Source organism: Rhodococcus huquni (assembly GCF_055231055.1).
In genome coordinates this window covers 516,707-540,383 of record NZ_JBUYWE010000002.1, presented here as the reverse complement: position 1 = coordinate 540,383, position 23,677 = coordinate 516,707, and the positions used below count along the sequence as shown (strand labels likewise).

The 23,677-nt window shown below is 64.5% G+C and carries 21 protein-coding genes; 3 read left to right on the top strand and 18 right to left on the bottom strand.

All coding sequences use genetic code 11. The features are described 5' to 3' along the window. Positions 1-40: 40 nt before the first annotated feature. From ACZI8R_RS06120 to glf, 6 genes are all read right to left on the bottom strand, one after another. Positions 41-1,036, bottom strand: a complete 996-nt coding sequence (locus ACZI8R_RS06120) for an alpha/beta hydrolase (RefSeq protein ID WP_463378680.1) — start codon at positions 1,034-1,036, stop codon at positions 41-43. A gap of 251 nt (positions 1,037-1,287) precedes the next feature. Then, the gene (gene zomB, locus ACZI8R_RS06115) at positions 1,288-3,222 is read right to left on the bottom strand and encodes an arabinofuranosyltransferase AftB family protein (RefSeq protein WP_463378679.1); all 1,935 of its coding nucleotides are present in this window, start codon (positions 3,220-3,222) and stop codon (positions 1,288-1,290) included. Continuing rightward, positions 3,200-4,105 (bottom strand): decaprenyl-phosphate phosphoribosyltransferase, encoded by a 906-nt coding sequence (locus ACZI8R_RS06110; RefSeq protein WP_463378678.1) that lies wholly within the window; start codon positions 4,103-4,105, stop codon positions 3,200-3,202. The genes zomB and ACZI8R_RS06110 overlap by 23 nt, the downstream gene beginning before the upstream one ends. Further along, a complete protein-coding gene (locus tag ACZI8R_RS06105) occupies positions 4,102-4,599 on the bottom strand; it encodes a phosphatase PAP2 family protein (protein ID WP_463378776.1) in 498 nt (165 codons plus the stop codon). Before ACZI8R_RS06105 ends, ACZI8R_RS06110 begins: the two co-directional genes overlap by 4 nt. Positions 4,600-4,615: 16 nt before the next feature. Further along, on the bottom strand, positions 4,616-6,532 hold the full coding sequence (locus ACZI8R_RS06100) for a glycosyltransferase (RefSeq protein ID WP_463378677.1): 1,917 nt from the start codon (positions 6,530-6,532) through the stop codon (positions 4,616-4,618). After that, positions 6,529-7,743, bottom strand: coding sequence for a UDP-galactopyranose mutase (glf, locus tag ACZI8R_RS06095; RefSeq protein ID WP_463378676.1), 1,215 nt, complete (start codon positions 7,741-7,743; stop codon positions 6,529-6,531). The genes ACZI8R_RS06100 and glf overlap by 4 nt, the downstream gene beginning before the upstream one ends. 155 nt (positions 7,744-7,898) lie before the next feature. Here glf and ACZI8R_RS06090 point away from each other — a divergent pair, with 155 nt between their 5' ends. Then, positions 7,899-8,999: a glycosyltransferase gene (locus ACZI8R_RS06090; protein WP_463378675.1), complete on the top strand. Its 1,101-nt coding sequence runs from the start codon at positions 7,899-7,901 to the stop codon at positions 8,997-8,999. A gap of 10 nt (positions 9,000-9,009) precedes the next feature. On the opposite strand, the gene ACZI8R_RS06085 is transcribed toward ACZI8R_RS06090, so the two are convergent. The 11 genes from ACZI8R_RS06085 to ACZI8R_RS06035 form a co-directional block, all read right to left on the bottom strand. Beyond that, positions 9,010-9,513, bottom strand: coding sequence for a hypothetical protein (locus ACZI8R_RS06085; protein WP_463378674.1), 504 nt, complete (start codon positions 9,511-9,513; stop codon positions 9,010-9,012). Further along, entirely contained in the window at positions 9,497-10,720 is a 1,224-nt protein-coding gene (locus ACZI8R_RS06080; protein ID WP_463378673.1) for an MlaD family protein, read from the bottom strand. Before ACZI8R_RS06080 ends, ACZI8R_RS06085 begins: the two co-directional genes overlap by 17 nt. Then, positions 10,717-11,748 carry an MCE family protein gene (locus tag ACZI8R_RS06075; RefSeq protein ID WP_463378672.1) on the bottom strand — a complete coding sequence of 344 codons (1,032 nt, stop codon included), beginning with the start codon at positions 11,746-11,748 and terminating at the stop codon, positions 10,717-10,719. Before ACZI8R_RS06075 ends, ACZI8R_RS06080 begins: the two co-directional genes overlap by 4 nt. After that, positions 11,745-12,830 carry an MCE family protein gene (locus tag ACZI8R_RS06070; protein WP_463378671.1) on the bottom strand — a complete coding sequence of 362 codons (1,086 nt, stop codon included), beginning with the start codon at positions 12,828-12,830 and terminating at the stop codon, positions 11,745-11,747. The genes ACZI8R_RS06075 and ACZI8R_RS06070 overlap by 4 nt, the downstream gene beginning before the upstream one ends. A gap of 4 nt (positions 12,831-12,834) precedes the next feature. After that, positions 12,835-13,860 (bottom strand): MCE family protein, encoded by a 1,026-nt coding sequence (locus tag ACZI8R_RS06065; RefSeq protein ID WP_463378670.1) that lies wholly within the window; start codon positions 13,858-13,860, stop codon positions 12,835-12,837. Then, positions 13,857-14,903: an MCE family protein gene (locus tag ACZI8R_RS06060; protein ID WP_463378669.1), complete on the bottom strand. Its 1,047-nt coding sequence runs from the start codon at positions 14,901-14,903 to the stop codon at positions 13,857-13,859. Before ACZI8R_RS06060 ends, ACZI8R_RS06065 begins: the two co-directional genes overlap by 4 nt. Further along, positions 14,896-16,119, bottom strand: a complete 1,224-nt coding sequence (locus tag ACZI8R_RS06055) for an MCE family protein (RefSeq protein WP_463378668.1) — start codon at positions 16,117-16,119, stop codon at positions 14,896-14,898. The genes ACZI8R_RS06060 and ACZI8R_RS06055 overlap by 8 nt, the downstream gene beginning before the upstream one ends. Then, positions 16,116-16,973: an MlaE family ABC transporter permease gene (locus ACZI8R_RS06050; RefSeq protein WP_463378667.1), complete on the bottom strand. Its 858-nt coding sequence runs from the start codon at positions 16,971-16,973 to the stop codon at positions 16,116-16,118. The genes ACZI8R_RS06055 and ACZI8R_RS06050 overlap by 4 nt, the downstream gene beginning before the upstream one ends. Next, entirely contained in the window at positions 16,973-17,782 is an 810-nt protein-coding gene (locus ACZI8R_RS06045; RefSeq protein WP_463378666.1) for an ABC transporter permease, read from the bottom strand. Before ACZI8R_RS06045 ends, ACZI8R_RS06050 begins: the two co-directional genes overlap by 1 nt. Then, a complete protein-coding gene (gene fadD5 / locus ACZI8R_RS06040; protein WP_463378665.1) occupies positions 17,783-19,375 on the bottom strand; it encodes a fatty-acid--CoA ligase FadD5 in 1,593 nt (530 codons plus the stop codon). Between the two features lie 204 nt (positions 19,376-19,579). Then, positions 19,580-20,407, bottom strand: coding sequence for an enoyl-CoA hydratase (locus ACZI8R_RS06035; protein WP_463378664.1), 828 nt, complete (start codon positions 20,405-20,407; stop codon positions 19,580-19,582). A 208-nt stretch (positions 20,408-20,615) separates the two neighbouring features. On the opposite strand from ACZI8R_RS06035, the gene ACZI8R_RS06030 reads away from it, so the two are divergent. Both ACZI8R_RS06030 and ACZI8R_RS06025 read left to right on the top strand, forming a co-directional pair. Then, a complete protein-coding gene (locus ACZI8R_RS06030) occupies positions 20,616-21,830 on the top strand; it encodes a TetR/AcrR family transcriptional regulator (protein ID WP_463378663.1) in 1,215 nt (404 codons plus the stop codon). Beyond that, entirely contained in the window at positions 21,827-22,762 is a 936-nt protein-coding gene (locus ACZI8R_RS06025) for a dihydrodipicolinate synthase family protein (protein WP_463378662.1), read from the top strand. Before ACZI8R_RS06030 ends, ACZI8R_RS06025 begins: the two co-directional genes overlap by 4 nt. Here the strand turns inward: ACZI8R_RS06025 and ACZI8R_RS06020 are convergent. Beyond that, entirely contained in the window at positions 22,716-23,675 is a 960-nt protein-coding gene (locus ACZI8R_RS06020; RefSeq protein ID WP_463378661.1) for an oxygenase MpaB family protein, read from the bottom strand. The two genes, ACZI8R_RS06025 and ACZI8R_RS06020, sit on opposite strands and share 47 nt — an antisense overlap. Between the last annotated feature and the right edge of the window lie 2 nt (positions 23,676-23,677).

Here is a 23,677-nt window from a genome sequence, read left to right as displayed (position 1 = left end):
ATCCCAGGTGTCCAGAATGTGGTGTCCAGATTGTGGGGATTCACCACGCGTTCAAGGAATCCAGGATTTGCGGGCGTGCCTTCCACAGCTCGTCCTGCCAGTAGCTCCATGAATGCGTGCCCTGACCCGGGAAGTCGAAGTTGGCCTGAATGCCCAGCGTGGCAAGGCGAACCTGGAACGCACGGGTGTTTGCCAGGGCCAGCGCCTCGAGCCCCATGCCGTTGGCGGTGTTGTAGTAGTCGATCAACGACGACGGATTGTCGTGCGGACCCGGAAGACCACTGGCCGCCGAGATGAACATCGGCAGACCCTGCAATCGGGGTGCGAACACGAACGGGTCGTTGCGCAGCCACGCCGGGTTCCACGGCGGGCCCCACATCGCGTCGACGTTGTAGCGACCGGCGTCGAGCATCGCGATACGAATGGCTTCACGCATGCCGGGAGCCGAGATGTTCAGGTAGCCCGACAGCGAACCGGCGAACTTGAACTGATCGCGGTGGTAGGCCGCGAGCGTCAGGGCTGCGCTGCCACCCATCGACAGACCGAGCACGGCGTTGTTGTCACGTGCCACACCGAAGCCGGCCAAGTAGTCCGGAAGCTCCTGCGTCAGGAACGTCTCCCACTTGTAGGTGATGTCCTGGCCGTTGAAATTGCTCGGTGAGTACCAGTCGCTGTAGAAGCTCGACTCACCGCCGACGGGCATGACGAGGGTGACGTTGTCGCCGCCGTACTGCTGCTGAGCATTGGTCTCGAAGGACCACGCGTTGGCGTCGTTACGAGCCCGCAGGCCGTCGAGGAGGTAGAGCGCCGCGTTGCCGCCACGCGCTGCCCACTGAACCTGAACCTTGATGTTGCCCATCGAGGAAGGAACCCACAGTTCCTGGTAGCCACCCGCAGGGGCCGTGTGCGCAGGTGCGGCTGTCGCCGCAGCGCCGCCCGCGATGCCACCGACAACGGGAAGGACGAGTGCCGCAGCACCGACACCGATCAACCGCTGCTTGAAGCGTTCAGACAACCTCGGTCTGGCAAAACGCATGAAAACTTCTCTCTCTTCGTCTGCGGCACACACTGCGCGTCGGACTGATCCGCCCCCGAGCACTGGCAAAGCCGTTGAACACTTCCGAGACACCGGCGGCCTTCGCCACCGACGACCCATCATCGGGGTACATCGTGCCGAACGATCCCACCGTTACACAAACGAGACCATATTTCAGCTTTCATCACGGTCTCGAGATCCGTCACATACTCGGCGCCGATTGTGATTCACAACACCCCGAAAGCGGAGCGTCACTTCGGTTCCGGATGCGGCGGCTGCAGGCCACACCGCTGGATCTCGTAGTCCGGCACTCGCTCGAAGCGATAGCTCGCCAGATCCAGCGCCTGCCGGAAGTTCTGTTTGAATCGCGGCCAGGTCAGATCGGCCCGATACGACGTGAGCAGTTCCTGGGTGGCGGGGCAGCCGATCGCCACCCGCGCCTCGTCGACCCAATCCTCGTCCAGGAAGAACGGCATCCACGGATGGCGATCCACCATGCCGGTGTCGACCACGACCCAGTCCGGGTAGAGGTTCTTGTCGTGTCCGATACGGCCGTCGTCCAAGCGCTCGGTATGCGCGGCGAGGGGGTATGCGAGCCCCATCTGATCGAGCACGCGTACGTCCAGTCCGACGTTCATGCTGGTCATGCCGAGGTTCAGGAAGTAGACGATGTGCTCCGCGCCGCCTTCCGGAATCGGCAGTGGCGGCGGTGCGACGTACCAGAAGTTGTAGTCCGCGGACGGCAGCAGCAGCCCACCGTCCGGAGTGTTCGCAATGGTCTCCGCCATGGCGCGCATTCGCGGGTAGTCGAGGTAGTCGTCGGCCCGGATCGGGTGTGCGTGACCGGTGTTGAGGACGTAGAAGGCACGCTCGTCGACGATTCCCGAACGGCCGACCACGGCACCCTCCGGCATACCCGTCGTGTTCGAGGCGAACGCCGCCCACACGACCGTGCCCACCCACACGACCGCGAGACCGGCGAAAGCGAACGTGCCCCGATTGCGCCCGAACGACGGCACCCGGAGCGGAATCACGGCGACCGGGATCAGCAGGCAGAACAGAGTCGGGAGGAGCACTCGCCCGTGCATGAAGTCCCCGCCCACCCGCAGCGAGTACAGGCAGAGGATCACACCGCTCGCGAGGATGAAGGTGAGTACGGCCGCCGGGGTGCGCAGCCACGCGCGGCGTGATGCCCACAGCGGGCCTTCGACCTTCCCCGGAGCGTCGGAGACGACCTTGGGCGCCCGAACCTGCCAGGCGATGATCGCGCCGACGAGAAGGAGCAGCAACGGCAGCCACAACAGGTAGGGGCCGACAAGATTCCACATGTAGGCGAATCCCTGCGACCATTTGGCTCCGCCGGCGTCCTTGGACACTGCGGTGTTGGGGTACGGCAGGGCGTAGTAGCCCATGCGCCAGATCTGATAGGCGACCGGAATCAGACCCGCGACGACGACCATCAGGGTCCGTATCTTCCAGCTCGCCCCCGGCGCCACGAAGATCATGGCCAGCGCGAGCGCGGACAGAATCGCCAACTCGGGCCGAACCAGAGGGCCGAGACCGGCAGCGAACGACAAAGTCAGTATCGATGCGGTGGAAGGCTTCACCGGCTCCGCCCACCGGACGAGCAGCCACCACAGCAAGGCGATCCAGAAGATGACGAGACACGTCTCGAGTCCCGACGTGGCGAAGTCGCGGGCGGGCGGCACCGCGATGTACACCAGCACTCCGGCGGGGAGCAGAAGCAGCGTCCCACCCGAGCCGAAAGCGGTCCCGCGGTAGAGCCGGGCGGTGCCGAACATCGCCAGAGCGATCGCGGCGGTCGACAGCACGAGCGCGATGGTGAGTACGACGTACTCGAGTCGAAGCTGGGTGAGCCAGCTGAACGCGTAGACGATGAACGTCCACGCGGTACTGGTGTTGGTCTCCACGCGCTCGCCCGCGTTGAAGACCGGCCCGTTTCCCGCAATGAGGTTGCGGACGGTGCGGAGCACGATCAGACCGTCGTCGGCGATCCAGCGGCGCTCCCAGGCGCCGAGGAACATGAGAAGCGAAGCCACGCCGACGCCGACGAGGAAGACCGCTCGTGACAGAGCGGGCCTCTCGTCGCTTCGGTCCGGCTTCCGAGTCGGCGCGTCCACGCCTTCTACATCTCCCAGTGCGTCAGACGAGGTAGACAGCGACACCGACTACTCCGATCCACGCTATCGCGAGGAGTTGGAGCACCCTGTCTCCGAGTGCGATCTCCTCAGGCTCACCTGCCTGACCCCCATCGACGTCCACCGCGTATCGCAGGATCGCGATCGTGAACGGAACCATGGAGATCGCGTACCAGTTGGTCTCCTTGAGTGCGTCCTGTTCGAACGCCCACAGTCCGTAGCAGAGCACGACCGCTGTTGCGCTCAGCGTCCAGACGAAGCGCAGGTAGGTGGTCGTGTAGTTCTCGAGCGACTTGCGGATCTTGGCGCCGGTGTTCTCGGCGAGCTGGAGCTCCGCGTACCGCTTACCGGCGGCCATGAACAGCGAACCGAAGGCCATGACCAGCAAGAACCACTGCGAAAGCACGATCTCGGCTGCAACACCGCCGGCAATGGCGCGGAGCAGGAAGCCCGAGGACACGATGCAGATGTCGAGGACGGCCTGATGCTTGAGACCGAAGCAGTACGCCAGCTGGATGCCGATGTACACGGCCATGACGACGGCCAGCTGCCAGTTCGCGATGAACGACAGTCCGATCGACAGGGCGATCAACACCGCCGACATCACGTACGCCAACTTCACGGGCAGGATGCCCGCAGCGATCGGACGGAAGCGCTTGGTGGGGTGCGCGCGGTCGGCCTCGACGTCCAACGCGTCGTTGACCAGGTAGATGCCCGACGCTCCCAGGCAGAAGACCACGAACGCCAGGGCGACGGGCAACAACACGTCGGTCTGGGTAGCCGTACCTGCCGCAACCGGGGCCGCGAGGACCAGAACGTTCTTCACCCATTGGCGGGGACGCATCGCCTTGACGACGCCGCCGGCCAGAGACTTCGGGGGCCCGCTGACAGCAGCCGGTTCCTCGCTCATTTTTCTCCAAACTTCTGGTCGGCCTTCAACACGGCCGCCGCGGACACAGCTCCCAGTGCCGAACCGGCGAGCACGTCGGTCGGGTAGTGCACTCCCAGGACGAGCCTGGAAAGCAGCATCGGCGGCACCAACATCGCAGGCAAGGGTAGCCCGGTGAGTTTGCCGATCAGAACAGCCGCCGCCGTTGTGGACGTCGCGTGCGAGGACGGGAAGCTCAATTTGCTGGGCGTCGACACGTTGACCTGGATCGACGGGTCGTTCGGGCGTGGGCGACGCACGATGCGTTTGATGACGATGGACGCGGCGTGCGCGCCTACCGCCCCGACTGCCACGCCTGCCCACTGGCGGCGGCGCGGCTTGTCCAGCGCAGCTCCCACACCGGCGATCGCGATCCAGCCGAGCGCGTGCTCACCGAAGTGAGACATGCCGCGGGCGGCCGAGATCACTCCGGGTTTGGTGGCAATCGTCGATTGCACCGAGTTCAGGATCGCCACCTCCCTGCGCGACGTCCTATCGAATACCGAAGACACTCTCCCACCTCTCCTTGCTGGTCAGTGTGGGTGCGGCACTCCGGTAGTCGGCAGCGAGCTCCGGGAACCTGCTTATCAGTTCACGGCGCAGTTCCGTCGCTCGCTTGAACAGTGCGTAGGCCTGCTTGGGGTTGCGCTTGCGGTACACGACGCCCCGGCCGTCCGCGGTGGTGACGGTGACACCGTCGACCTGGGACAGCAGGAACCAGCGCGCGTCGAGAGTCGGCACGTTGAGCTGCGGACGCTCGTGGTGCTCCTCGTTGGCGGGCTTGACGTTGTGGACGATGCCCTTGACCAGCCGCACGATCTTCGTCAGCGGGTTGGTGGGCAGCGACACCGCGCCGACACCCGCGCCCGAGGGCAGCGGCAGATCCGTCGACGACGGCAGGACGACCGCGTCCGGGAACTCCCTGCGCATCGAGTGGACGTCGCCGAGCGCCGTGGCGAGCTGGTCCGCGATGTGCTCGGGCCCTGCGAGGAAGTCCTCGATCGCCTTGTTCTGAATGGCCACCGTGGAGTACTCGAGGCACATCAGGTGCTTGACGGTCGCCTTGGTGCTGCTGATTGCGACGCCCTTGACGCTGCCGGGGAAGTGCAGAGCCGTGACGACGAGGCGGTTGCGCAGGTGGAAGTACGCCTGCCAGTCGATGGCGTCGTCCTTGTCGCTCCACGCCATGTGCCAGATCGCGATGCCCGGGATGGTGGCGGTCGAGTAGCCGGCCGCCTTGGCGCGCAGCGCGTACTCCCAGTCGTCCCACTTGATGAAGAGCGGCATCGGGAGGCCGATCTCCTCTGCACAGACGCGCGGGATCATGCACATCCACCAGCCGTTGCCGTCGACGTCGATGCGGCGGTGCAGGTTCTTCGAGTACTCGCGATCGCTGAGCGGATACTTGGCGAAGTCGTGGTCGTACTCGGCCTTCGGTGCACCGGTCCACATGACGATGGAGCCGTCGACGACCTCACCCATCGTGTGCAGGTGGCTGCGTTCCTGCAGGTTCAGCATCTGGCCACCGACGAGCATCGGAGACTTCGCGAATCGCGACAGCGCGAGGGCGCGCAGGATCGAGTCCGGCTCGATCTCGATGTCGTCGTCCATGAAGAGGATGTACGGGCTGTCGGTGGTCTTCAGTGCCTCGTACATGATGCGGCTGTACCCGCCGGACCCGCCGATGTTGGGCTGGTCGTGGATGGCGAGCCGATCGCCGAGCGCCTCGGCGGCCTCCGCGTAGCCGGGCTCGTCCTTCACCTTGCGAGTGCCCTGGTCGGGCATGATCACGGCGTCGAGGACACCCAGGACCAGCTCGTCCGATGCCAGAGCCGTCAACGCCTTCACCGCATCGGTGGGGCGGTTGAACGTGGGGATGCCGAGCGCGACGCGCCCCTCACCGGGAGCCTCGACGGGTGCGAACCAACCCGCACTCTCGAGAACGACCTCGGAATCGGTGGTGATGTCGAACCAGATCCAGCCGCCGTCCTCGAACGGCTGCAGGCCGACCTCGAACTCGATGTCGACGTCGCCGTCCTCGAACTCACGACCCTCGACGTGGATGCGGGAGCCGTCGGCCTTGGAGCGGTAGACGTCCACGCGGCAGTGGCCGGTCAGAGCGAGACGTAGGACCACCGATTCGAGGGTGGTCCATCGACGCCAGTAGCTGGCGGGAAAGGCGTTGAAGTACGAGCAGAAGGAGACCTCGGACTCGGCGCCGATCGACAGCGACGTCCGGGACAGCGAGTGCGCGCGACGGCTGTTCGTCCTGGACTCCTCCAGGTACAGCGTGCGCACGTCGAGCGGCTCACCAGCGCGGGCGAGCAGTACTCGCTGAAGCAGCGCCTTGCCCTTGTACTCGAGTTCGTAGCCTTGCTCGTCCGCGTCCAGCAGATGCCGTGCGCTCATTCGGTTTCTCCTGCAAGGTCTGCGCCGGTCTCGAAATGCGGTCGCAACGAGTTGTCGAACATCGACAGCGCACTTGCGATCGCCATGTGCATGTCGAGGTACTGGTAGGTGCCGAGACGCCCACCGAACAGCACCTTGTTCTCCGAGGTCTCGGTCTTCGCGCGGCCACGGTAGGCAGCGAGCTTCTCGCGGTCGTCGGGAGTGTTGATCGGGTAGTACGGCTCGTCGCCGCTCTTCGCGAAGCGGGAGAACTCCCGCATGATGACCGTCTTGTCCTTCGGGTAGTCCCGCTCCGGGTGGAAGTGCCGGAACTCGTGGATCCGGATGAACGGAACGTCGTCGTCGTTGTAGTTCATGACTGGCGTGCCCTGGAAGTCACCGGTCTCGAGCACTTCGGTCTCGAAGTCGATCGTGCGCCATCCCAGTTCGCCGTCCGCGTAGTCGAAGTAGCGATCCAGCGGCCCGGTGTACACGACGGGAGCGTCCGGGTTAGCGGCGCGAATCTCGTCGCGCACGTCGAACCAGTCCGTGTCCAGACGCACGTCGATGCGCTCGTCCTTCGTCATGTTCTCGAGCCACGCGGTGTACCCGTCGACGGGCAGCCCCTCGTACGTGTCGTTGAAGTAGCGGTTGTCGAAGGTGTACCGAACGGGAAGCCGGGTGATGTTGCCGGCCGGGAGGTTCTTGGGATCGGTCTGCCACTGCTTGGCCGTGTAGGCCTTGATGAACGCCTCGTACAGGGGGCGACCGATCAGGGAGATCGCCTTCTCCTCGAAGTTGGCCGCGTCCTTGGAGTCGAACTCGGACGACTGCTCCTGGATCAGCGCACGCGCCTGCTCGGGGCTGTAGTACTTGCCGAAGAACTGCGAGATGAGACCGAGGCCCATCGGGAACTGGTACGACTGGCCGTCGTGCAGCGCGAACACACGGTGCTGGTAGTTCGTGAACTCGGTGAACTGTGTGACGTAGTCCCACACCCGCTTGTTGGACGTGTGGAAGAGGTGCGCGCCGTACTTGTGGATCTCGATGCCGGTCTCCGGCTCGGCCTCCGAGTAGGCGTTTCCTCCCAGGTGGTGACGACGGTCGAGCACGAGTACACGCTTGCCGAGCTGAGTGGCAGCGCGTTCTGCGACGGTCAGGCCGAAGAAGCCGGAACCGACGACGACGAGGTCGTACCTGGAGGCGGTGGTCTCTGTTGTTGCAGCGGTCACGAGCAACCAGGGTAGGCGACAGCATCCCGTGTTCGCGTTTCCGGTAGTCCAACCCGCACGAATGTCTTCCGCGGAAGTCGAGGGTTGGGCGGGAGTTCACCGCGACGACGCACCGGGTTGTGCCGTTTGCCACCGAGACAGACCTCCATTGAGCAGTGCGCATCGTCCAGCTCGCGAATTTCTACGGTCCCCGCTCCGGCGGGTTGAGAACTGCCCTGCACAACTGGGGTGCGGGCTACGTGGCTCGCGGTCACGAGGTGGTTCTGGTGGTTCCCGGGTCCCGCGACACGGAGGAAGTGATGCCGAGCGGCGTCGTGCGGATCACGCGCCGCACTCCCACCGTTCCCGGCACGGGCGGCTACCGGGTGATCAACCCTCGCCGCGTCGCGGACGTGGCCGCGGGACTGCGCCCCGACGTCCTGGAGGTGTCCGACCGGCTCACCCTTCGTGGATTCGGCGAGTGGGCGCACAAGCGGGGTATCCGCAGTGTGGTCGTGTCCCACGAACGGCTCGACCGACTGATCGGCCAGCTGGCCCCGCGCCGAGTGGCGACGAACTGGGCGGACTTCGCGAATCGCAGGATGGCTCGGCATTACGACGCCGTCGTCTGCACCACCGAGTTCGCGAGCGAGGAGTTCACCAGGATCGGTGCGCAGAACCTGTTCCGCGTGCCGTTGGGTGTCGATCTGCAAATGTTCCACCCTGGCAAACACGACGAGTCGGTGCGAGACGAATACGCCGACCCTTCGCAACGACTCCTTCTGCATTGCGGTCGACTGTCCGTGGAGAAGCAGGTCGACCGAAGCATTGCCACGGTGCGCAGACTGGTGCGCCAGGGCCACGACACTCGGTTGGTGATTGCGGGAGACGGGCCACGGCGTGAGGCACTCGAACACAAGGCGCGCGGACTGCCGGTGCAGTTCACCGGATTCATCCACGACAAGGATCGACTGGCCGCGCTGTTCGCCACCGCGGACGTCTCACTCGCGCCCGGCCCGCACGAAACCTTCTGCCTGTCGGCTCTCGAGTCGCTGGCCGCCGGAACTCCGGTGGTCGCGTCGAAGTCGTCGGCGCTGACGGAGATCATCACGTCCGACTGCGGCGCCGTGGCACGTAACCGAGGTTCGGCATTCGCGGACGCGGTGAGCACCGTGCTCGAAGTACCCGCCAGGCGGCAGTCGTCGAGAACTCGCGCGGAGAAGTTCGGCTGGGCCGCCTCGGTGGACGGAATGCTGAAGGTCCTCACAGCCGACTAGCCGACATCACTCACTTCGTGTCGGCGGCGTCCAGCAGCCACCGATCGTCGGATCGAACGAGCGTGACGACCATCCGACTGACGTCGGTGCGGCCTTCGGGCACCATCACGTTGTGCACCTTCTGGTCGAGGAACACTGCCACCACGGCCCGCTCGTCGTCCAGGGACACGAGACCCGCGTACGGCACGGTCCCTTCGGCGACGCCCTCTCCCTGAGCCAATATCCCCTGCAGTTGCGAGGCGACGTCACGATACTTCTCACCGAACTGGGGAGTCGACTGCGCCGCAACGGTATCGAGGTTCGCGTCCTTCTGGTTGTAGTCGTAGGTGGCGAGATCGACCGTATACCTGGTGGCCGCGTCCACGGCGCTCGTTCGCAGACCCTCGAGCCGACTGTGCCGGTAGTACTCGTATCCGAAGAACGCTGCAGCGGCGGCCAACACCACAATCAGAGTCCACACCGCACCGCGCCGCAAACCCGTTCCAGCGGCGGACTCTTCACTCGAGGGTGCCATTTCGGATTCCTTCCAGCAGTTGCTTCCAGTAGTCGAGTGCCTGCACTCCGGTGGGGATGAGCACCGGATCCTCGACCATCGGCGGGCCGGTTCGCTGCCCCGGGACGGTCGCGGCCCCCAGCCCGACGGCGTCCGGGCGCGGCGCGTTTCGTGATCCGCGTTGTTCGAGATCCTCACCGGGCGGGCAGTAGAGCGCCAGGTTGGGATCACGTGGGCTCACGTCCCCCACGATTCGGCGTGGCGTGTCGTAGTAGCAGACCGGCCCCTGCGTGCCGACGAGCGTGAAATCGGCGCGGTCGCCATGTACTACCGAACCGAGGGAATCGAGGGCGTCGGGAATGGACACGAGTCCGGCCGCCAAGGCCGGCCGCCTGTTGTCGAGAGCGCCACCGACCGTGACGAGGTTGGTGAGCAGACCACCCACCGAGTCGCGATTGGCGTCGAACATCTCCTGTGCTCGCGCCAGCGCGTCCGGCGAACGATCCACGAGATAGACGAGCGACGGCTCGTTGGCGACGAGTTGTTGCGAGACGTCACGGAAGGCATCTGCGGCAGCGGGAAGGGAGTCGCTGTTGCCGGCAAGGGTTTCCAGCAGCGGAACGCCGTTGTTCACGAGCCGTGCGACCGCGGGAGCTCGGGCCGACAACATGTCGGACAGCCGACCGGCGTCCTCGATCAGTTGTTGCAGCTGCGGACCCGCACCGTCCAATCCGGTACCGAAGGTCTCCGACAGAATGCTGATCGACTCCGGATCGACTTCCGAGACCAGATCGGACATACGTACGAGCAGGTCACCGAGTTCGGCGGGCTGATCCTCGTCCCGAACGACCAGCGATCCGCCTGCCTCGAGATACGGTCCCGCTTCGGTGCCCGGCGTGATGTCGAGAGACTGAAATCCGAGAGCTGTTGTGGTCGTGACTTTTGCAGGGCTCCCCACCGGAATACGAGTGCCCGGGTCGAGGGCGATGCGCAGGTCCGCGCCGTCACCGCCCGGCGCCACCGACACCCCTTCGATCTTCCCCACCTGCATACCCCGGTAGGTGACAGCACTGCCTTCGCTCAGCCCGAACGCGTCGGACGTGCGGGCGTTCACGTGGATAGCCCCGCCGAGGGACTGCGGCCCGAGCACGTACCAGGCTCCGGCTGTGACAGCGACGAGCGCCGTGACCACGAACATCACCATCTGCACCACCACTGCCCTGCTCATCGAGCACCGCCTCCCATGAGCGCCTCGAGATCCGGGACCACTGTTTCCGGCCGACCGCCGCTCAGGAGCTTCGCTATGGACCCTGGAACATCGAGAGCACCGTCGAAGACGAGGTAGTCGCCACGCACCGCGCCGCTGAACCTGCTGATGAAGGTGTTCATGTTGTTCAGAGCGGGGCCGACCTCGGCGTTGAACCCAGCCATGGCATCCAGGACCTGGGTGGAATCGCCGAGTCCGGTGGCGACCTTCTCGCCCGTGGAATTCAGCATCTCGTCGGCGTTGCGAACGAGAATCGAAGTGTTGTCGACGAGGGTGGTGATCTTGTCTCGCTGTTCGATCAGCAGATCGAGAGTGGGCCCCATCGCGTCGAGGCCACTGTCGAGGACCTGCCGCTGATCGACGAGTGCCAGCGCCACGGTGTTCGCGGCAACGAGCGCTCGGTCGAGGTCACCCTGGTGCGCGGAGACCGTGCCGAGGGTCCGTTCGAGACTGTCGGTGAGGTACTGAATCTGCTCGCCGCGGCCCCCGAAGGCGCGGTTCGTCTCTGCCGCAACCGTACTCAGCTGATCGAGACCGCTACCGTTCAAGACGACACCCAAGGCCGCCAGCGTGGACTCCAGTTCCGGTCCCATCTCGGTGCGCTCTCTGGGAATCGTGCCGTCGTCCGCGAGAACTACCCTCGAAGGGTCGGGTGGCGGCAGCACCCGAAGGAACGGATCACCCAGCGCAGACGGCAATTCCACGCGCACCGCCACGTTGTCGGGTAGCTCGACCGCACGCTGGAGACTCAACTCGACCGCGGCGCTTCGCCCGTCCGTATCGAGATCGTGAACCCGGCCGATCACCTGTTGACCGAGACGCACCTCACTGCCTTGCATCAGGTTGTCGGCAGATGCCAGATCGACCGTGACCCGGTAGTCGTCACCTTCCGCGGTGTGCCCCACCGGCAGTTGCTGCAGACCCAGGCCACATCCAGCAGTGGACAGCGCGGTGCAGACGGAGAGAACTCGGATCGACGCGCGCATCATCGCCCTCCCTGCATGAAGGTGGCCAGACCCAAAGGATCGGAAGTACTGATGGGCACCGAGATCGGGTTGGTCATACCGGCCCCCTCACACATGGGAACGACGTGCCGGTCACACAGCGGCTTCGTCACCTCGAACTGCGTGAGCGTGGTCGACAAGTCGAGGCGAATACGCGCACGCTGATCCGGGGTGATCATCCGATCGATGTTCTGCATCAGGAGCGGAACCAGATCCACGAACTCCGCGAAGTCCCCCTCGTGTCGCGCGAACTGATCCGTCACCGTCCGTGAATCTGCGAGCACTCGGCCGATGTCACCCCCGCGCTCCGTCACCAGCGCGTCGATCTGGTCGAACATCACCGTGAGTCGGCTGATCGTGCTGCCGATGTCGAGGTCGTTCTCGGTGACGGCCTCCCCGATCCTGGACATGGACGTGGCCACCGAATCCAGCGTCTGCTGGCGATCGGCGAAGGCTGCGGTCACTCGGTCGAGATTCTCGATCAGGGCGCCGATGTCGTCGTCCTTGCCTGCGACCACCGACGTCGCCTGTGACAGATTGCGGATGGCGGTACGAATTTCGGGGCCGAGCCCCTCCACCGAATGCGCTGTGATGTCAAGGGTTTCGCCGATATTTCCACCCTCCGGACCGAGGGCCGCCGCCAGTGTGTTCACGCTGGACATCAACTCGTCCCAGTTGATCGGCGAGTGGTTTCGTTCCACGGGAATCACGGCGCCGTCGGCGATTGTCGGTCCACCGGCGTATGCCGGCCCGAGTTCGACGGACCTGTCGCTGATGACGCTGGGGTTCATCACGAACGACTGCACCGTGTCCGGCAGTTGTAGGTCTTCGGGCACCGACATGACCACCCGAACCACGGTTCCGGCGGGCTCCACCGATTCGACGGTGCCGACGGGAACACCGAGTACCGACACCTTGCTGCCGGCGAAAATTCCGTTCACATACGCGAACTCCGCGGTGATTCGCTTGTTTCCGTCACCACCGAACACGTACCAGGCACCGGCCAGAACGAGAGCAAGCACGCACACGCCGGACACCACACGTACGACCGTATTGCGGTTGGCCATGCCCTCACCCACATCCCTGCATGACCTGCAGGACGCACAGCAGGTTGTCGGGAACCGGCCCGGCCGGTGCGGACACGTCCATCCAGGTGCCGTTGCCCGACGCGTCCGTCGCGGCCCTCAGTGCCGGCGGCAATCTCGTCATCAACTGGTCGATCTCTGCGGTATTCGCGGCGAGAGTCTCCATCACCGAGCGCATGTTCGTGATCAGTCGATTCATCGCATCGTCGTTGTCCACCAGGAACTGCGATGCGTGGTCCACCAGCACGTTCAGGTCCTCGGTCAGCTGCACCAGCGCCTCCCGCCGCTGCGCCACCGTCCCGAGAACGATCTGCGCGTTGTCCAGAAGCATCACGAGCGAATCGCTCTGCGCCGCCACGAGACCGGACACCGACCGCGACGTCTCCAGCAACTGCGAGATCTGCTCGCCGTTCCGCGAGATCGTGCCGGCTACCGCGCTGACCCCGGTGAGAGCATCGCGCGTGCGATCAGACTCCGGGAGCACGTCTCCGAGGGTCGACATCATGTCTTCCAGAGCAGGAACGTCCAGTTCCGACGCGGTGCGCAGGGTGTCGGTCGCCACCTCGTCGAGACTGTAGGGAACGGTGGTCCGTTCCACCGGAATCGTGTCGTCGTCACCGACCTCGCCGCGCCCACCCGGCGCCACGTCGAGGTACAACTTTCCGAGCACGGTGCGGAACTTGATCGCCGCCGTCGTAGCGTCACCGAGTGGCTGACCATGATCGAGCCGAAACTTCACTCGCACCCGATCGCCTGCGAGTTCCACACTCTCGACGCGGCCCGCAGGGACACCCGCCACGTACACCGGGTCGGACGTCGACAGTCCGGCTGCGTTGGCGAACTCTGCGGAATAGTCGTCCGTGCGCAGCAGATACCAGGCACGCGGAAGTGCCACGGCCGCAATCAACACTGCCGCGACGAGAACGAGTCCGATCACCCCGAGCAGCAAGGGATTCACCCGATTCCGACGGGGATCGACGATCATGCCGAGAAAGGAACGGAGCATGCTCATCGGCACACCTCCGAGTGCGCGGCGCCGAATATGTTGACCTCCGCGTCACCGGCCGTCAGCGTGAAATTGCACATGTACAGGTTGAGCCAGCCGCCGTGGTCGGCGATCCGGTTGATGGAGCCCGCGAATCGGGGCAGTTCGGTCATGCTCGTCTCGAACGCTGCGGTGTTCGGTATCCACGCGTCGGTGGTGGAGTTCAGCTGATCGAGTGCGCGATCGGCCGGTTCCAGCGAGCCGGCCATCAGCGCGACAGCGGAACTCACTGCGGAACTGCCGTCGCCCAGAAGGGCGATCAATTGGTCGTTGCGTCCCGCAGCGGTTGCACTCAGATCGGTGAGCCCGGATATCAAGCGCTCGACTTCGGCCCCGCGTTCGTCGACGGCGCCGAGCAGGTTCTCCAGGTTCGCCACCAACTGCGTGAACACGGCCTCGTGGTCCTGCAGGTTGCCTGCGACCTCCGCGACTCGGACGAGGAGAGACTCGATGGTGCTCCCTTGCCCCTCGAACGCATCCACGACGGTCCGCGCGAGTTCGTTGACATCCGCAGGGTCGATGGCATCGAACAACGGCTCGAAACCGTTGATCAGCGCAGTGAGATCGACAGGCGGAGTGGTGCGGGAGGTGGGGATGGTCGAGTTCGGCTGCATACGGTCACCGACGTCGGATACGTCTGCCGTCACCGGGTTGGCCAGGGCGAGGTAGCGGACACCGAGCATGTCGCCGTACCGCACGGCTGCCTCGACGTTCGATGTCAGCACACGGTCTTCTTCGACCTCGAACTCCACGAACGCCTCCGCTCGACCATTTCCCGCCGGCTCGAACCGCACCGAATCGACCCGTCCCACCCGAACTCCCGCAAGAGTGACGTCGTTGCCGGGCGCAAGTCCCTCGACGTTCGTGAAGCGTGCAGAGTAGGTCTGCGTGGAGCCCGGCACCGGGACGGTGAGGGTATTGGCGACCACCACAGCTGCGAGCACCCCGATCCCGAGCAGGACCGCGAGCCGCAGCGCCGGACCACGCAGTGAACTCCCACGACTATTCACCGACCCGCACCTCCGTTCCCCGCAGCAACGGACCGAGCAGCATTCCGGTGGCCGGATTCGAGGAGTTCGATGCCGGATCGACTCCGGTGGCCGCCCGTTCGACGACCGACAATGCCTGCTGCTCGTCTTCGCCTCCGCTGGTCACCACCGAGCCGCAGTTGGCACCGTCCATCCCGGGATAGCGCGGGCAGTCCGCGGCCGTGTACGGCAGCGGATCGGCAAAGCTCGGCACCGCGGTGATGCTGAACTTTCCGGTCTGGAAGATGCGGGCGCCGGCGGCGCCGAAGTCGTCGAGCCCTTCGAGGCTGCGCGAGAGACCGTCACGCCTGTCTGCGACGGTGCCCAACACCGACCCACCGCTGTTCACCACCGAGACGATTCGCTCGCGGTTGTCGTGCAGGAAGACGTTCCCGCTGTCGGTGAGCCCCACCGATGCGGTGAGGATGGATTCGAGCCCCTCCCGGTGACCGAGAACGGTACGTGAGATGCGCGTCGCCGCATCGATACCCGCCAGGACGTCTGGGGTGGCAGCGGCAAGGTTGTCCGCGAGACGCGCCACCTGCCCTGTCGACGCCAGCGCAGAGTCCACGAGCGGGCTCAACACTTCGGTCAGGTGCACGGACTGATCGACCATCCGCCCGATGTCGTCGCCTCGGCCGCGCAGCGCGTCGCTCAGCGCGGTGAGTGCCTGCTGCGCCTTCTGCGGTTCGAGCCTGTCGATCAGAGTGCTGACTTCGGAGTACAACGAATACAGTTGCACCGCTTCGGTCGACGTGTCGACCCGCAGCACGTCACCGCCATTCAGCCCCGTGTCGGTCGACCCTTCTTGGCGTGAACTGCCCTCCGGCTCCACCAGATCCACGTACACGTCACCGAACAGGGTGCGGGGTACCAGCCGGACGAGCACCGAACGGGGAACCCGCGGCATCTCGTCCGCCGACAGCCGCATCGTGATCTTCGAGGACTCGGTGCCGCTCTCGATCTGCGTCACGTCGCCGATATCCACCCCGTGATATCTGACCGAGGGGTTGCCTGTCACGAGACCCGCTTCCGCCGGGAGCTCTGCGTACACGGCCGGATCCCGGTCGAATGCACCCCCGCCGTACGCAACGAGCAGGCCGCCCGCCGCCACGGCGACAACGGTCGCAGCGAGTCCACGCACGGTCAGCGCGCGCCTCGAAGGACCGCCACGGGTGTAGAACCGAATGCGTCTCACGTCGCGACTCCGGGCACGGACGGCACCAGACCCCACAGCGCGAAGGTGAGAAGCACGTCGAGGATTCCCACTGCGAGGATGCTCGTTCGAAGCGCCCTACCGGCTGCACGGCCCACGCCCTCGGGCCCACCGCTGGCGTGAAACCCGTACGAGCAGTGAACGAGTGCTATCACGATGGCGAACACCACTGCCTTGGTGAGCGAATACAACAGGTCGCTCGGGCCGAGTGCAAGATGGAAGTAGTAGTCGTAAGTTCCCGCGGAACTGCCGCTGACGTTCACGATCACCACCCGGGTCGCGATGAACGCCGAGAGCAGCCCGACCATGTAGAGCGGAATGATGCACACCACGGAGGCCACCAACCGCGTTGCCGCGAGGAACGGGATCGACCGCACGGCCATCGCGTCGAGTGCATCGATCTCGTCCGAGATGCGCATGGCACCCAACTGCGCGGTGAACCCGGTCCCCACCTTCGCAGCGAGGGCGATGCTCGCGACCACGGGAGCGAGTTCACGAGTGTTCGCGATGGCGGACAACATCCCCGACAGCGACGTCATGCCGATGAGATCGAGGCCACGATAGGTCTCGACCCCCACCATCATCGCTGCGACCGCGGACATCGCGAAGACGATTCCCAGGGTCCCACCGCCGGCAAGCAGTGATGCGTACCCGAAACTGACCTCACCGATCTGCTTCAGTATCTGTCGCCAGTATCTCCTGATCGCGAAGGGTATCGACGCGATCGTGGACACCGCGAAGGTGACATGAACACCGACCTCTTCGAGGCCCCGCCCCACCGCGACGAGCGGACGCCCGAGCCGACGGGCGCGTTCGACATTGGCGAGGCCGATCATCAGTACGCGCCCACTGCAGGAACGATCACCGTGTACAGCTGCGAGAGAACGGTATTGACGACGAAGACCATCACGAAGGCGAGCACCACTGCTTCGTTCACAGCATCGGCGACGCCGCTCGGGCCGCCCTTCGCATGGAGCCCCTTGAACGACGCGATCAAGGCCGAGGTGATCGCGAAACACACCGACTTGATCATCGCCATGGTGAAGTCGGAGAGCCGCCCGTACTCACTGAGCGTCGCCAGAAACGCACCCGAAGACTGATGTTGCACGTACACCTCGAACAACAGGCAGGCCGTGATGCCCATGAGGGTCACGAGCGCACAGAGTAAGAGCGACACCAGAACGGACGCCAGAAGACGTGGAACGACGAGTCGCGAGACGACGTCGAGACCCATCACCTCCATCGCCTCGATCTCCTCACGGATGGTGCGCGAGCCCAGGTCTGCGCAGATCGCCGACCCGCCGACACCGGCGAGCATGAGGGCGCACACGAGGGCAGCCGCCTGCCCCACCACCACGAACGCCACCACGGCCCCCGAGTAGCCGCCCGCACCGAGTTGCCCCGCGAGTGAACCCACGGATACGGCGATCAGGACTCCGATCGGAAGCATGAGCAGCAGCGCAGGACCACTGCATACTTTCGCGATGAACAACGTCTGCCGCAGTGTCTCCTCGAGCGACAGTCGCCGCAGCACCAACGTCCGCCCGGTCTGGAACATCGCGTTCAGCGAGAACCCGACGAGAGCCCCGACCTGGTTGGCAAGATCCCGCGCCGGCCCCTTCGCTGCGGGAAGTTCGAAGCTCATTCAGGCGCCGGTGACGACACCCGAAGTCGCCCCGTAGGAGTCGCGCAGCGATCCCTTGACCACCTTGCCGCTCGCATTGCGCGGCAATGCGTCCACGATCACCAGTTCCTTGGGATGCTTGAACCGTGCGAGGCGTTCGTCGAGCCAGGTCACGACTTCGCCGATCGTGGGCTCGGGCGCCTCCGGTTTCAGGGCGACGACGGCGACCGGTACCTCACCCCATTTCGCGTCCGGCCGGCCGACGACCGCGACCTCCGCAACACTCGGATACCCGTAGAGGACGTTCTCCACTTCTGCGCAGTACACGTTCTCGCCACCGGAGATGATCATGTCCTTCTTGCGATCGACGACGAAGACGAAACCTTCCTCGTCCTGCCGAACCAGGTCGCCCGAGTGAAACCACCCTCCCGAGAACGAGTCTGCGGTGGCCTGTGGGTTGCGCCAGTACCCTTCCATCAGGGTGGGACCGCGGTAGACGATTTCACCGATTTCTCCCGGGGCGACGTCGTTGTTCTCCTCGTCCACGATCCGCGCCGCGATGGTGGGAATCACTCGGCCCACCGACCCCAGTTTGCGCAGCGCGTCGTCGCCGTCCAGCACGCAGGTGATGGGCGACATCTCCGTCTGCCCGAACACCGCCACATTCGCGGCGTCCGGAAAAGTTTCTGCCATGGCTCGGAGAACCGTGTCCGAAGCAGGCGCAGCGCCCCACGAGATCACTCGGAGGGCAAGCTTTCTGGGGTTCGCCTGCTGCGCCGCACACACTGCCTGCCATTGCACGGGGACCAGGAACAGTGTGGTGACATCCTCCGCCTCGAGCGCGTCGAGTAGAGCGCCCGGATCGAAGGCGCCTGTCGGGTGAATCACGGTGGTCAGGCCCAGAACGAGGGACGGAGCAATGCTGCCGAGGGCAGCGATGTGAAACATGGGCGAGGCGCAGAAGCCGATCTCGTCACCCGCTTGCATACGAAGTGCCCGAATACATGTCAGGGCCTGCGCCTGCAGATTGGCATGCGAGAGAACGGCGCCCTTGGGCCGCCCTGTGGTTCCCGACGTGTACATGATCAGCGCAGGCGTGTCGTCCGGGACGTCGGGCCGCTGCGCGGATTCCCCTTTCTCCGCAAGAAGATCCTCGTAAGCATGATTTCCGGCCGCCACGTCGGTGTCGCCGCCGACGATCACCGTCGATTCCAGTGAGGTCACCGACTCGCGCACCTTCGACACCAGCGGTGCGAGGGCGGCCTCGGCGACGACGGCACGTGCGCCACTGTCCTCGGCGAGGTAGGCGACCTCGGGCGGACTCATCCGAAAGTTGACCGGGACCGCGATGGCGCCCAGCGCATTGATCGCAAGCACCGTCTCGAGGTACTCCGGGCGATTCAGCATGACGATGAGGACGCGGTCACCGAACTCGACGCCACGGCGCCCGAACGCATCGGCCAGACGCTCGGTTCTTTCCGAAAGCTCCTTCCAGGACAGGGATCGGCCTTCGAATCGGAGTGCGGTGTGGTGGGGCTTCATGAGTGCGTGGGTTGCGACCTGGTTGTTCCAGTGATTTCGGCGGGAACGAACCGGCTCGGGCGCTGAAGTCATGAAATCCCCTCCTGAGGGTCCCCGGTCGGGCACGATGCCCCCACCGGAAGATTGTGACGAGTATTACATGACTACGCGCTTCCGGACCAGGTTTTGTTAACGATGATTCTCGAGTGCGCGACGTGACTTCTCCGAGCCCGAACCCTCTGACTGGGAAGTTCGTAGGTAGACGAACGATTTAAGTGGTTGTCTGTTCGCGTCGACTCATTCGAAGCGAGGGCGAGCGCCGGAGAGGATCGCGGAGATGCCCGTCGCAAAGTCGGGAGCCTGAAGCAGCTCTTGCTGCCCTGCGGACTCGCGCTGCAGAGCGTCTTCGAGAAGCGTCAACGTCACGGCGTTCATCGCGTTCTTGGTCAACTCCAGCGCGCGGCGCGGGCCACGAGTGCATCTACGAGCCACCTTCGCCACTCGTTCGTCCAGGCCCGGCGCCTCGACCACCTCGTTGATCAATCCGATGTCCCGAGCAGTTCGAGCGTCGAGACGCTCACCCAACAACGCCATCGCGTTCGCCCGAGCACGACCCACAGCCGCCGCAACCAGGAGGCTGCTGCCGCCGTCGGGCATCAATCCCACGTTTGTGAAGGCGAGCAGAAAGTATGCGTCCGGCGATGCGTAGACCAGATCCGCCGCTAGTGCGAGCGACACACCCAGTCCCACGGCCGGACCGTTCACCGAAGCGATCACCGGAACCGGGAGATCCACTATCGCCCTGACCAATGCGGCTGCCGTCTCCATCGTGCGCCTCGCAAGCGCATCGGAATCTTCGGGCGTACCCGCCGGCGAGGCTGCCATCGCAGCGATGTCCGCGCCGGTACAGAACGCGGCTCCGTCACCGGTGAGCACCACGACACGAACCCGCTCGTCGCGCGCATCCTCGGTGAGCACACGAATCAGTTCCTGCGCTGCCGAGTCGTCCAACGCATTCATGCGTTCGGGCCGAACGATCGTGATCCGAAGGACTCCTTCCTCGAGCTCGCCGCGGATCCCCTGCCGGACAATGCCTCGACTCCGGTCGTCCAGTCCGTCAACCATGCGCGTACTCCCAGTCGGTCGGAGAAAGTCGGCAGCCCGAGAACTGCCGTTAACATTCCAAGAGAGGCTACGTCTGATCAATGACGTTGATCTGGGATTCGAGTGAAGTCGCGACGCCGCGGATGAGCATCTGGTCTGATAACCGAAGATCACTAGATTGGCTTGCCCGACTAACATGGGTTCCGATCAGCCACATTCAGGAGATGTCGTGACCGACCGAGCGCAGGCCGTTGCCGCCGAACGAACCCCCGTTCGGCGGCCGAAGAATCGCAAGGCCCAGATCGCCTCGGTTGCCGCAGCCGCCTTCAGCGAACGTGGGTATCACGCGGTGGGAATCGACGATATCGCCGCCGAGGTAGGCATCTCGGGTCCCGCCCTCTACCGCCACTTCTCGAACAAATACGCCCTGTTCGTCGACGCCGCACTGGGCTTGGCCGACGCCCTGCACGAGTCCGTCACGGCGGTTCCGGAGAACGACGACGCGTCCGCACAGCTCGAGGCCGTTCTGACAAGCGTCGTCGAGACCACGATCGAGAACCGCCGAACCGGCGGCTTGTATCGCTGGGAGAACCGGTACCTTCAGCCCGAGGACCGGGCTCGCCTGCGCAATCGGATCGAATCGATCAACCTCGCGATCGCCGCCCCGTTGACACGCATTCGGCCCGAACTGAGCTCCTACGACGCCGCCACTCTGAGTGCTGCTGCACTGAGCGTCATCGGAAGCATCACGGCGCACCGGGCTTCCTTGTCCACGAAGAGAATCGAGTCCCTTCTCCTCGCCACCGCAATCGCCGTCGTGCAGTGCGAACTCCCCCACTTGCAGGCGCCCGCGAAAGGCCCCGTCACCGAACCGAACCGCGGAATGCTCGCCGCATCGAAACGCGAACTGCTCCTGGCTGAATCGCTACACCTGTTCTATCGCAGCGGGTACCACGAAGTGAGCATCGAAGAGATCGCAACTGCCGCAGGCATGAACGCCTCCGGGGTGTACCGATACTTTTCCGGCAAGACGGAGCTACTCGCGACCACCTTCCATCGCGCCGGCGACCGCCTTGCCGTCGCGCTCGGTTCTGCACTCGAACACGCCACCACGCCCCGGGAGGCGCTCACGGGCCTCGTCGAGGTCTACGTCGACCTCGCCTTCCGGCACCACGAGCTCATTTCCGTGTATTACGCGGAAATACTCAGCTTGCCGACCGGTGAACGAAGAGCCCTCCGAAACGTGCAGCGCCTCAACGTGGACGAGTGGTCGCAGCTTCTCCGGGACACCCGTCCGAACCTCTCCATCTCCGAGTCGCGGTTTCTGGTACACGCAACTCTCGGATTGGTGCTCGACATCGGCAGCATGCTGCGCTTCGACGCCGAATCGGGTGGACCCGCGCGAGTGAAAGCCCTCATGCTGGCTACCCTGCTGGACTCATGAACAACGAACAGAAAATCGATTCGAGCCACTTCGTTGGCCTGAGCGCCTTCCCCCTGACTCCCATTGCCGACGACTCGGTAGACGAGGAAGCATTTGTCGGGATCGTCAAGCGCCTGGTCGAGGCCGAGGTGGACTCGATCACCGCTCTCGGTTCAACCGGGTCCTATGCGTACCTCACCTCGCAGGAACGGACGCGGGTTGCTCGACTCGCCGTCGATCACTCGATGGATACTCCGGTATTCGTAGGCGTCGGAGCATTGCGGACGTCACAGGTACTGGCGAACATCGAAGACGCCGAAGCAGTTGGGGCGCAGGGTGTTCTCCTTGCCCCGATGACGTACCAATCCCTCACGGAGAACGACGTTTTCGAACTCTTCCGAACTGCGTCCGAGCACGCGGATCTGCCGATCATCGTGTACGACAACCCCGGCACCACCCATTTCGCGTTCACGCTCGATCTCTACGCAGGCATCGCCGAACTGCCCAGGATCGCATCGATCAAGATCCCCGGCGTCCCAGCCGAACCCGACGAAGCGAAGGATCATGTCGCAGCGATTCGGGCGGTCGTGCCAAATCACATCACCATCGGCGTGTCCGGGGATGCGTCGGCGGCCACCGGGTTGAATGCGGGCTGCGAGGCCTGGTACTCCGTGATCGGCGGAACGATCCCCAGGACGGCCGTGAAGATCGCGCGTGCTGCACGTGAGGGCCGCCAGGCCGATGCCATCGCGGAATCCGCTCGTCTCGAACCACTTTGGTCGTTGTTCACGCAGTTCGGTGGAAGCTTGCGAGTGATTGCCGCAATTGCAGAGCACCTCGGGCTTGCTGCCGCCTCATCGCTGCCACTGCCCATCCAGGGGCTGGACGAGGAACAACGGACACGCGTCACCGCTGTGATCGACGAACTCCGGCTTGCCGACCGGCCGCAGTAGCAATCGCGGGGCACTGATCGTCCGCACCGAGCTCATTGTCCGCGCCGAGATCTTTGGGGCTGTACCCGACCGGGTAGCCGGGGTAGGTCCGGTTGTGCGGGTCCTTCGACGATTTCGATGCAGTTCGTGCCGGCATGAAGCGCTCCATTCGTGCCCGGGCATACAGCGCAGCATCGAGCACTGATCTCAATCGCGTCGAGCCCGAGGGGAATCCGAATGCCATGGACATCTGTGGGTCCATCATCGCGTACACCCCACGGCGGGCGATCGGCCTCGTGAACGCGGGAAACCAACTGGTGAACAGGTTAAGCGTGTACCCGCCCACCTTGTGATTGTCGTCGGTGTACCGAAACTGTTCACGTTCGTAGTCGAGCTTGAACGCGTGAAACTCCTGGAAGGACTCGGGAATGCGTTTGATGCCCATCCGCGTTCCCACCGCACGGTAGAAGTGGAACGCGGCCAGTCGCTCTTTCGGGTCCAGCCGGCGCCACCCGTACTTGTCTATCCAGTCGAGCGGGTCGTATACGAAGGTGGACAGCACATACAGCATGTCGTCGTTGTCGATGTCGTACTTGCCGTGCATACGGTTCACGACGCGCAGCGACTCCCGTCCACGCGGCGAGTCGTATCCGTGTTCCACCATCTCGGCCATCAACAACGCCGTGTCGTCGTAGCGCTTCTGCGGTTTGTTCTCGAACTCCCCCGTCTTCTGCAGGAGGGCTGACACCGTCGGAACGCAGTACGTTCGGAACAACGCGAACTCGAGCGAACGCTGGTAGTCCCACGGGAACTCGAACCCTGCTGTCAGACGGTGTATTTCATGGTTGTCCGTCACCGGATCGAGCTGCCGAATGCGCTGCAGAGTTCCGTATCGCCCGTGGCCGGCGCTGCTCGGGGCAGTCAGAAGATTCATCC

Coding starts and splice junctions, on each gene's coding strand:
- ACZI8R_RS06120 (WP_463378680.1), bottom strand. CDS start 1,036: ATGCGTTTTGCCAGACCGAGGTTGTCTGAACGCTTCAAGCAGCGGTTG.
- ACZI8R_RS06110 (WP_463378678.1), bottom strand. CDS start 4,105: ATGAGCGAGGAACCGGCTGCTGTCAGCGGGCCCCCGAAGTCTCTGGCC.
- ACZI8R_RS06100 (WP_463378677.1), bottom strand. CDS start 6,532: ATGAGCGCACGGCATCTGCTGGACGCGGACGAGCAAGGCTACGAACTC.
- ACZI8R_RS06085 (WP_463378674.1), bottom strand. CDS start 9,513: ATGGCACCCTCGAGTGAAGAGTCCGCCGCTGGAACGGGTTTGCGGCGC.
- ACZI8R_RS06080 (WP_463378673.1), bottom strand. CDS start 10,720: ATGAGCAGGGCAGTGGTGGTGCAGATGGTGATGTTCGTGGTCACGGCG.
- ACZI8R_RS06075 (WP_463378672.1), bottom strand. CDS start 11,748: ATGATGCGCGCGTCGATCCGAGTTCTCTCCGTCTGCACCGCGCTGTCC.
- ACZI8R_RS06070 (WP_463378671.1), bottom strand. CDS start 12,830: ATGGCCAACCGCAATACGGTCGTACGTGTGGTGTCCGGCGTGTGCGTG.
- ACZI8R_RS06065 (WP_463378670.1), bottom strand. CDS start 13,860: ATGAGCATGCTCCGTTCCTTTCTCGGCATGATCGTCGATCCCCGTCGG.
- ACZI8R_RS06050 (WP_463378667.1), bottom strand. CDS start 16,973: ATGATCGGCCTCGCCAATGTCGAACGCGCCCGTCGGCTCGGGCGTCCG.
- ACZI8R_RS06045 (WP_463378666.1), bottom strand. CDS start 17,782: ATGAGCTTCGAACTTCCCGCAGCGAAGGGGCCGGCGCGGGATCTTGCC.
- fadD5 (WP_463378665.1), bottom strand. CDS start 19,375: ATGACTTCAGCGCCCGAGCCGGTTCGTTCCCGCCGAAATCACTGGAAC.
- ACZI8R_RS06035 (WP_463378664.1), bottom strand. CDS start 20,407: ATGGTTGACGGACTGGACGACCGGAGTCGAGGCATTGTCCGGCAGGGG.
- ACZI8R_RS06025 (WP_463378662.1), top strand. CDS start 21,827: ATGAACAACGAACAGAAAATCGATTCGAGCCACTTCGTTGGCCTGAGC.
- ACZI8R_RS06020 (WP_463378661.1), bottom strand. CDS start 23,675: ATGAATCTTCTGACTGCCCCGAGCAGCGCCGGCCACGGGCGATACGGA.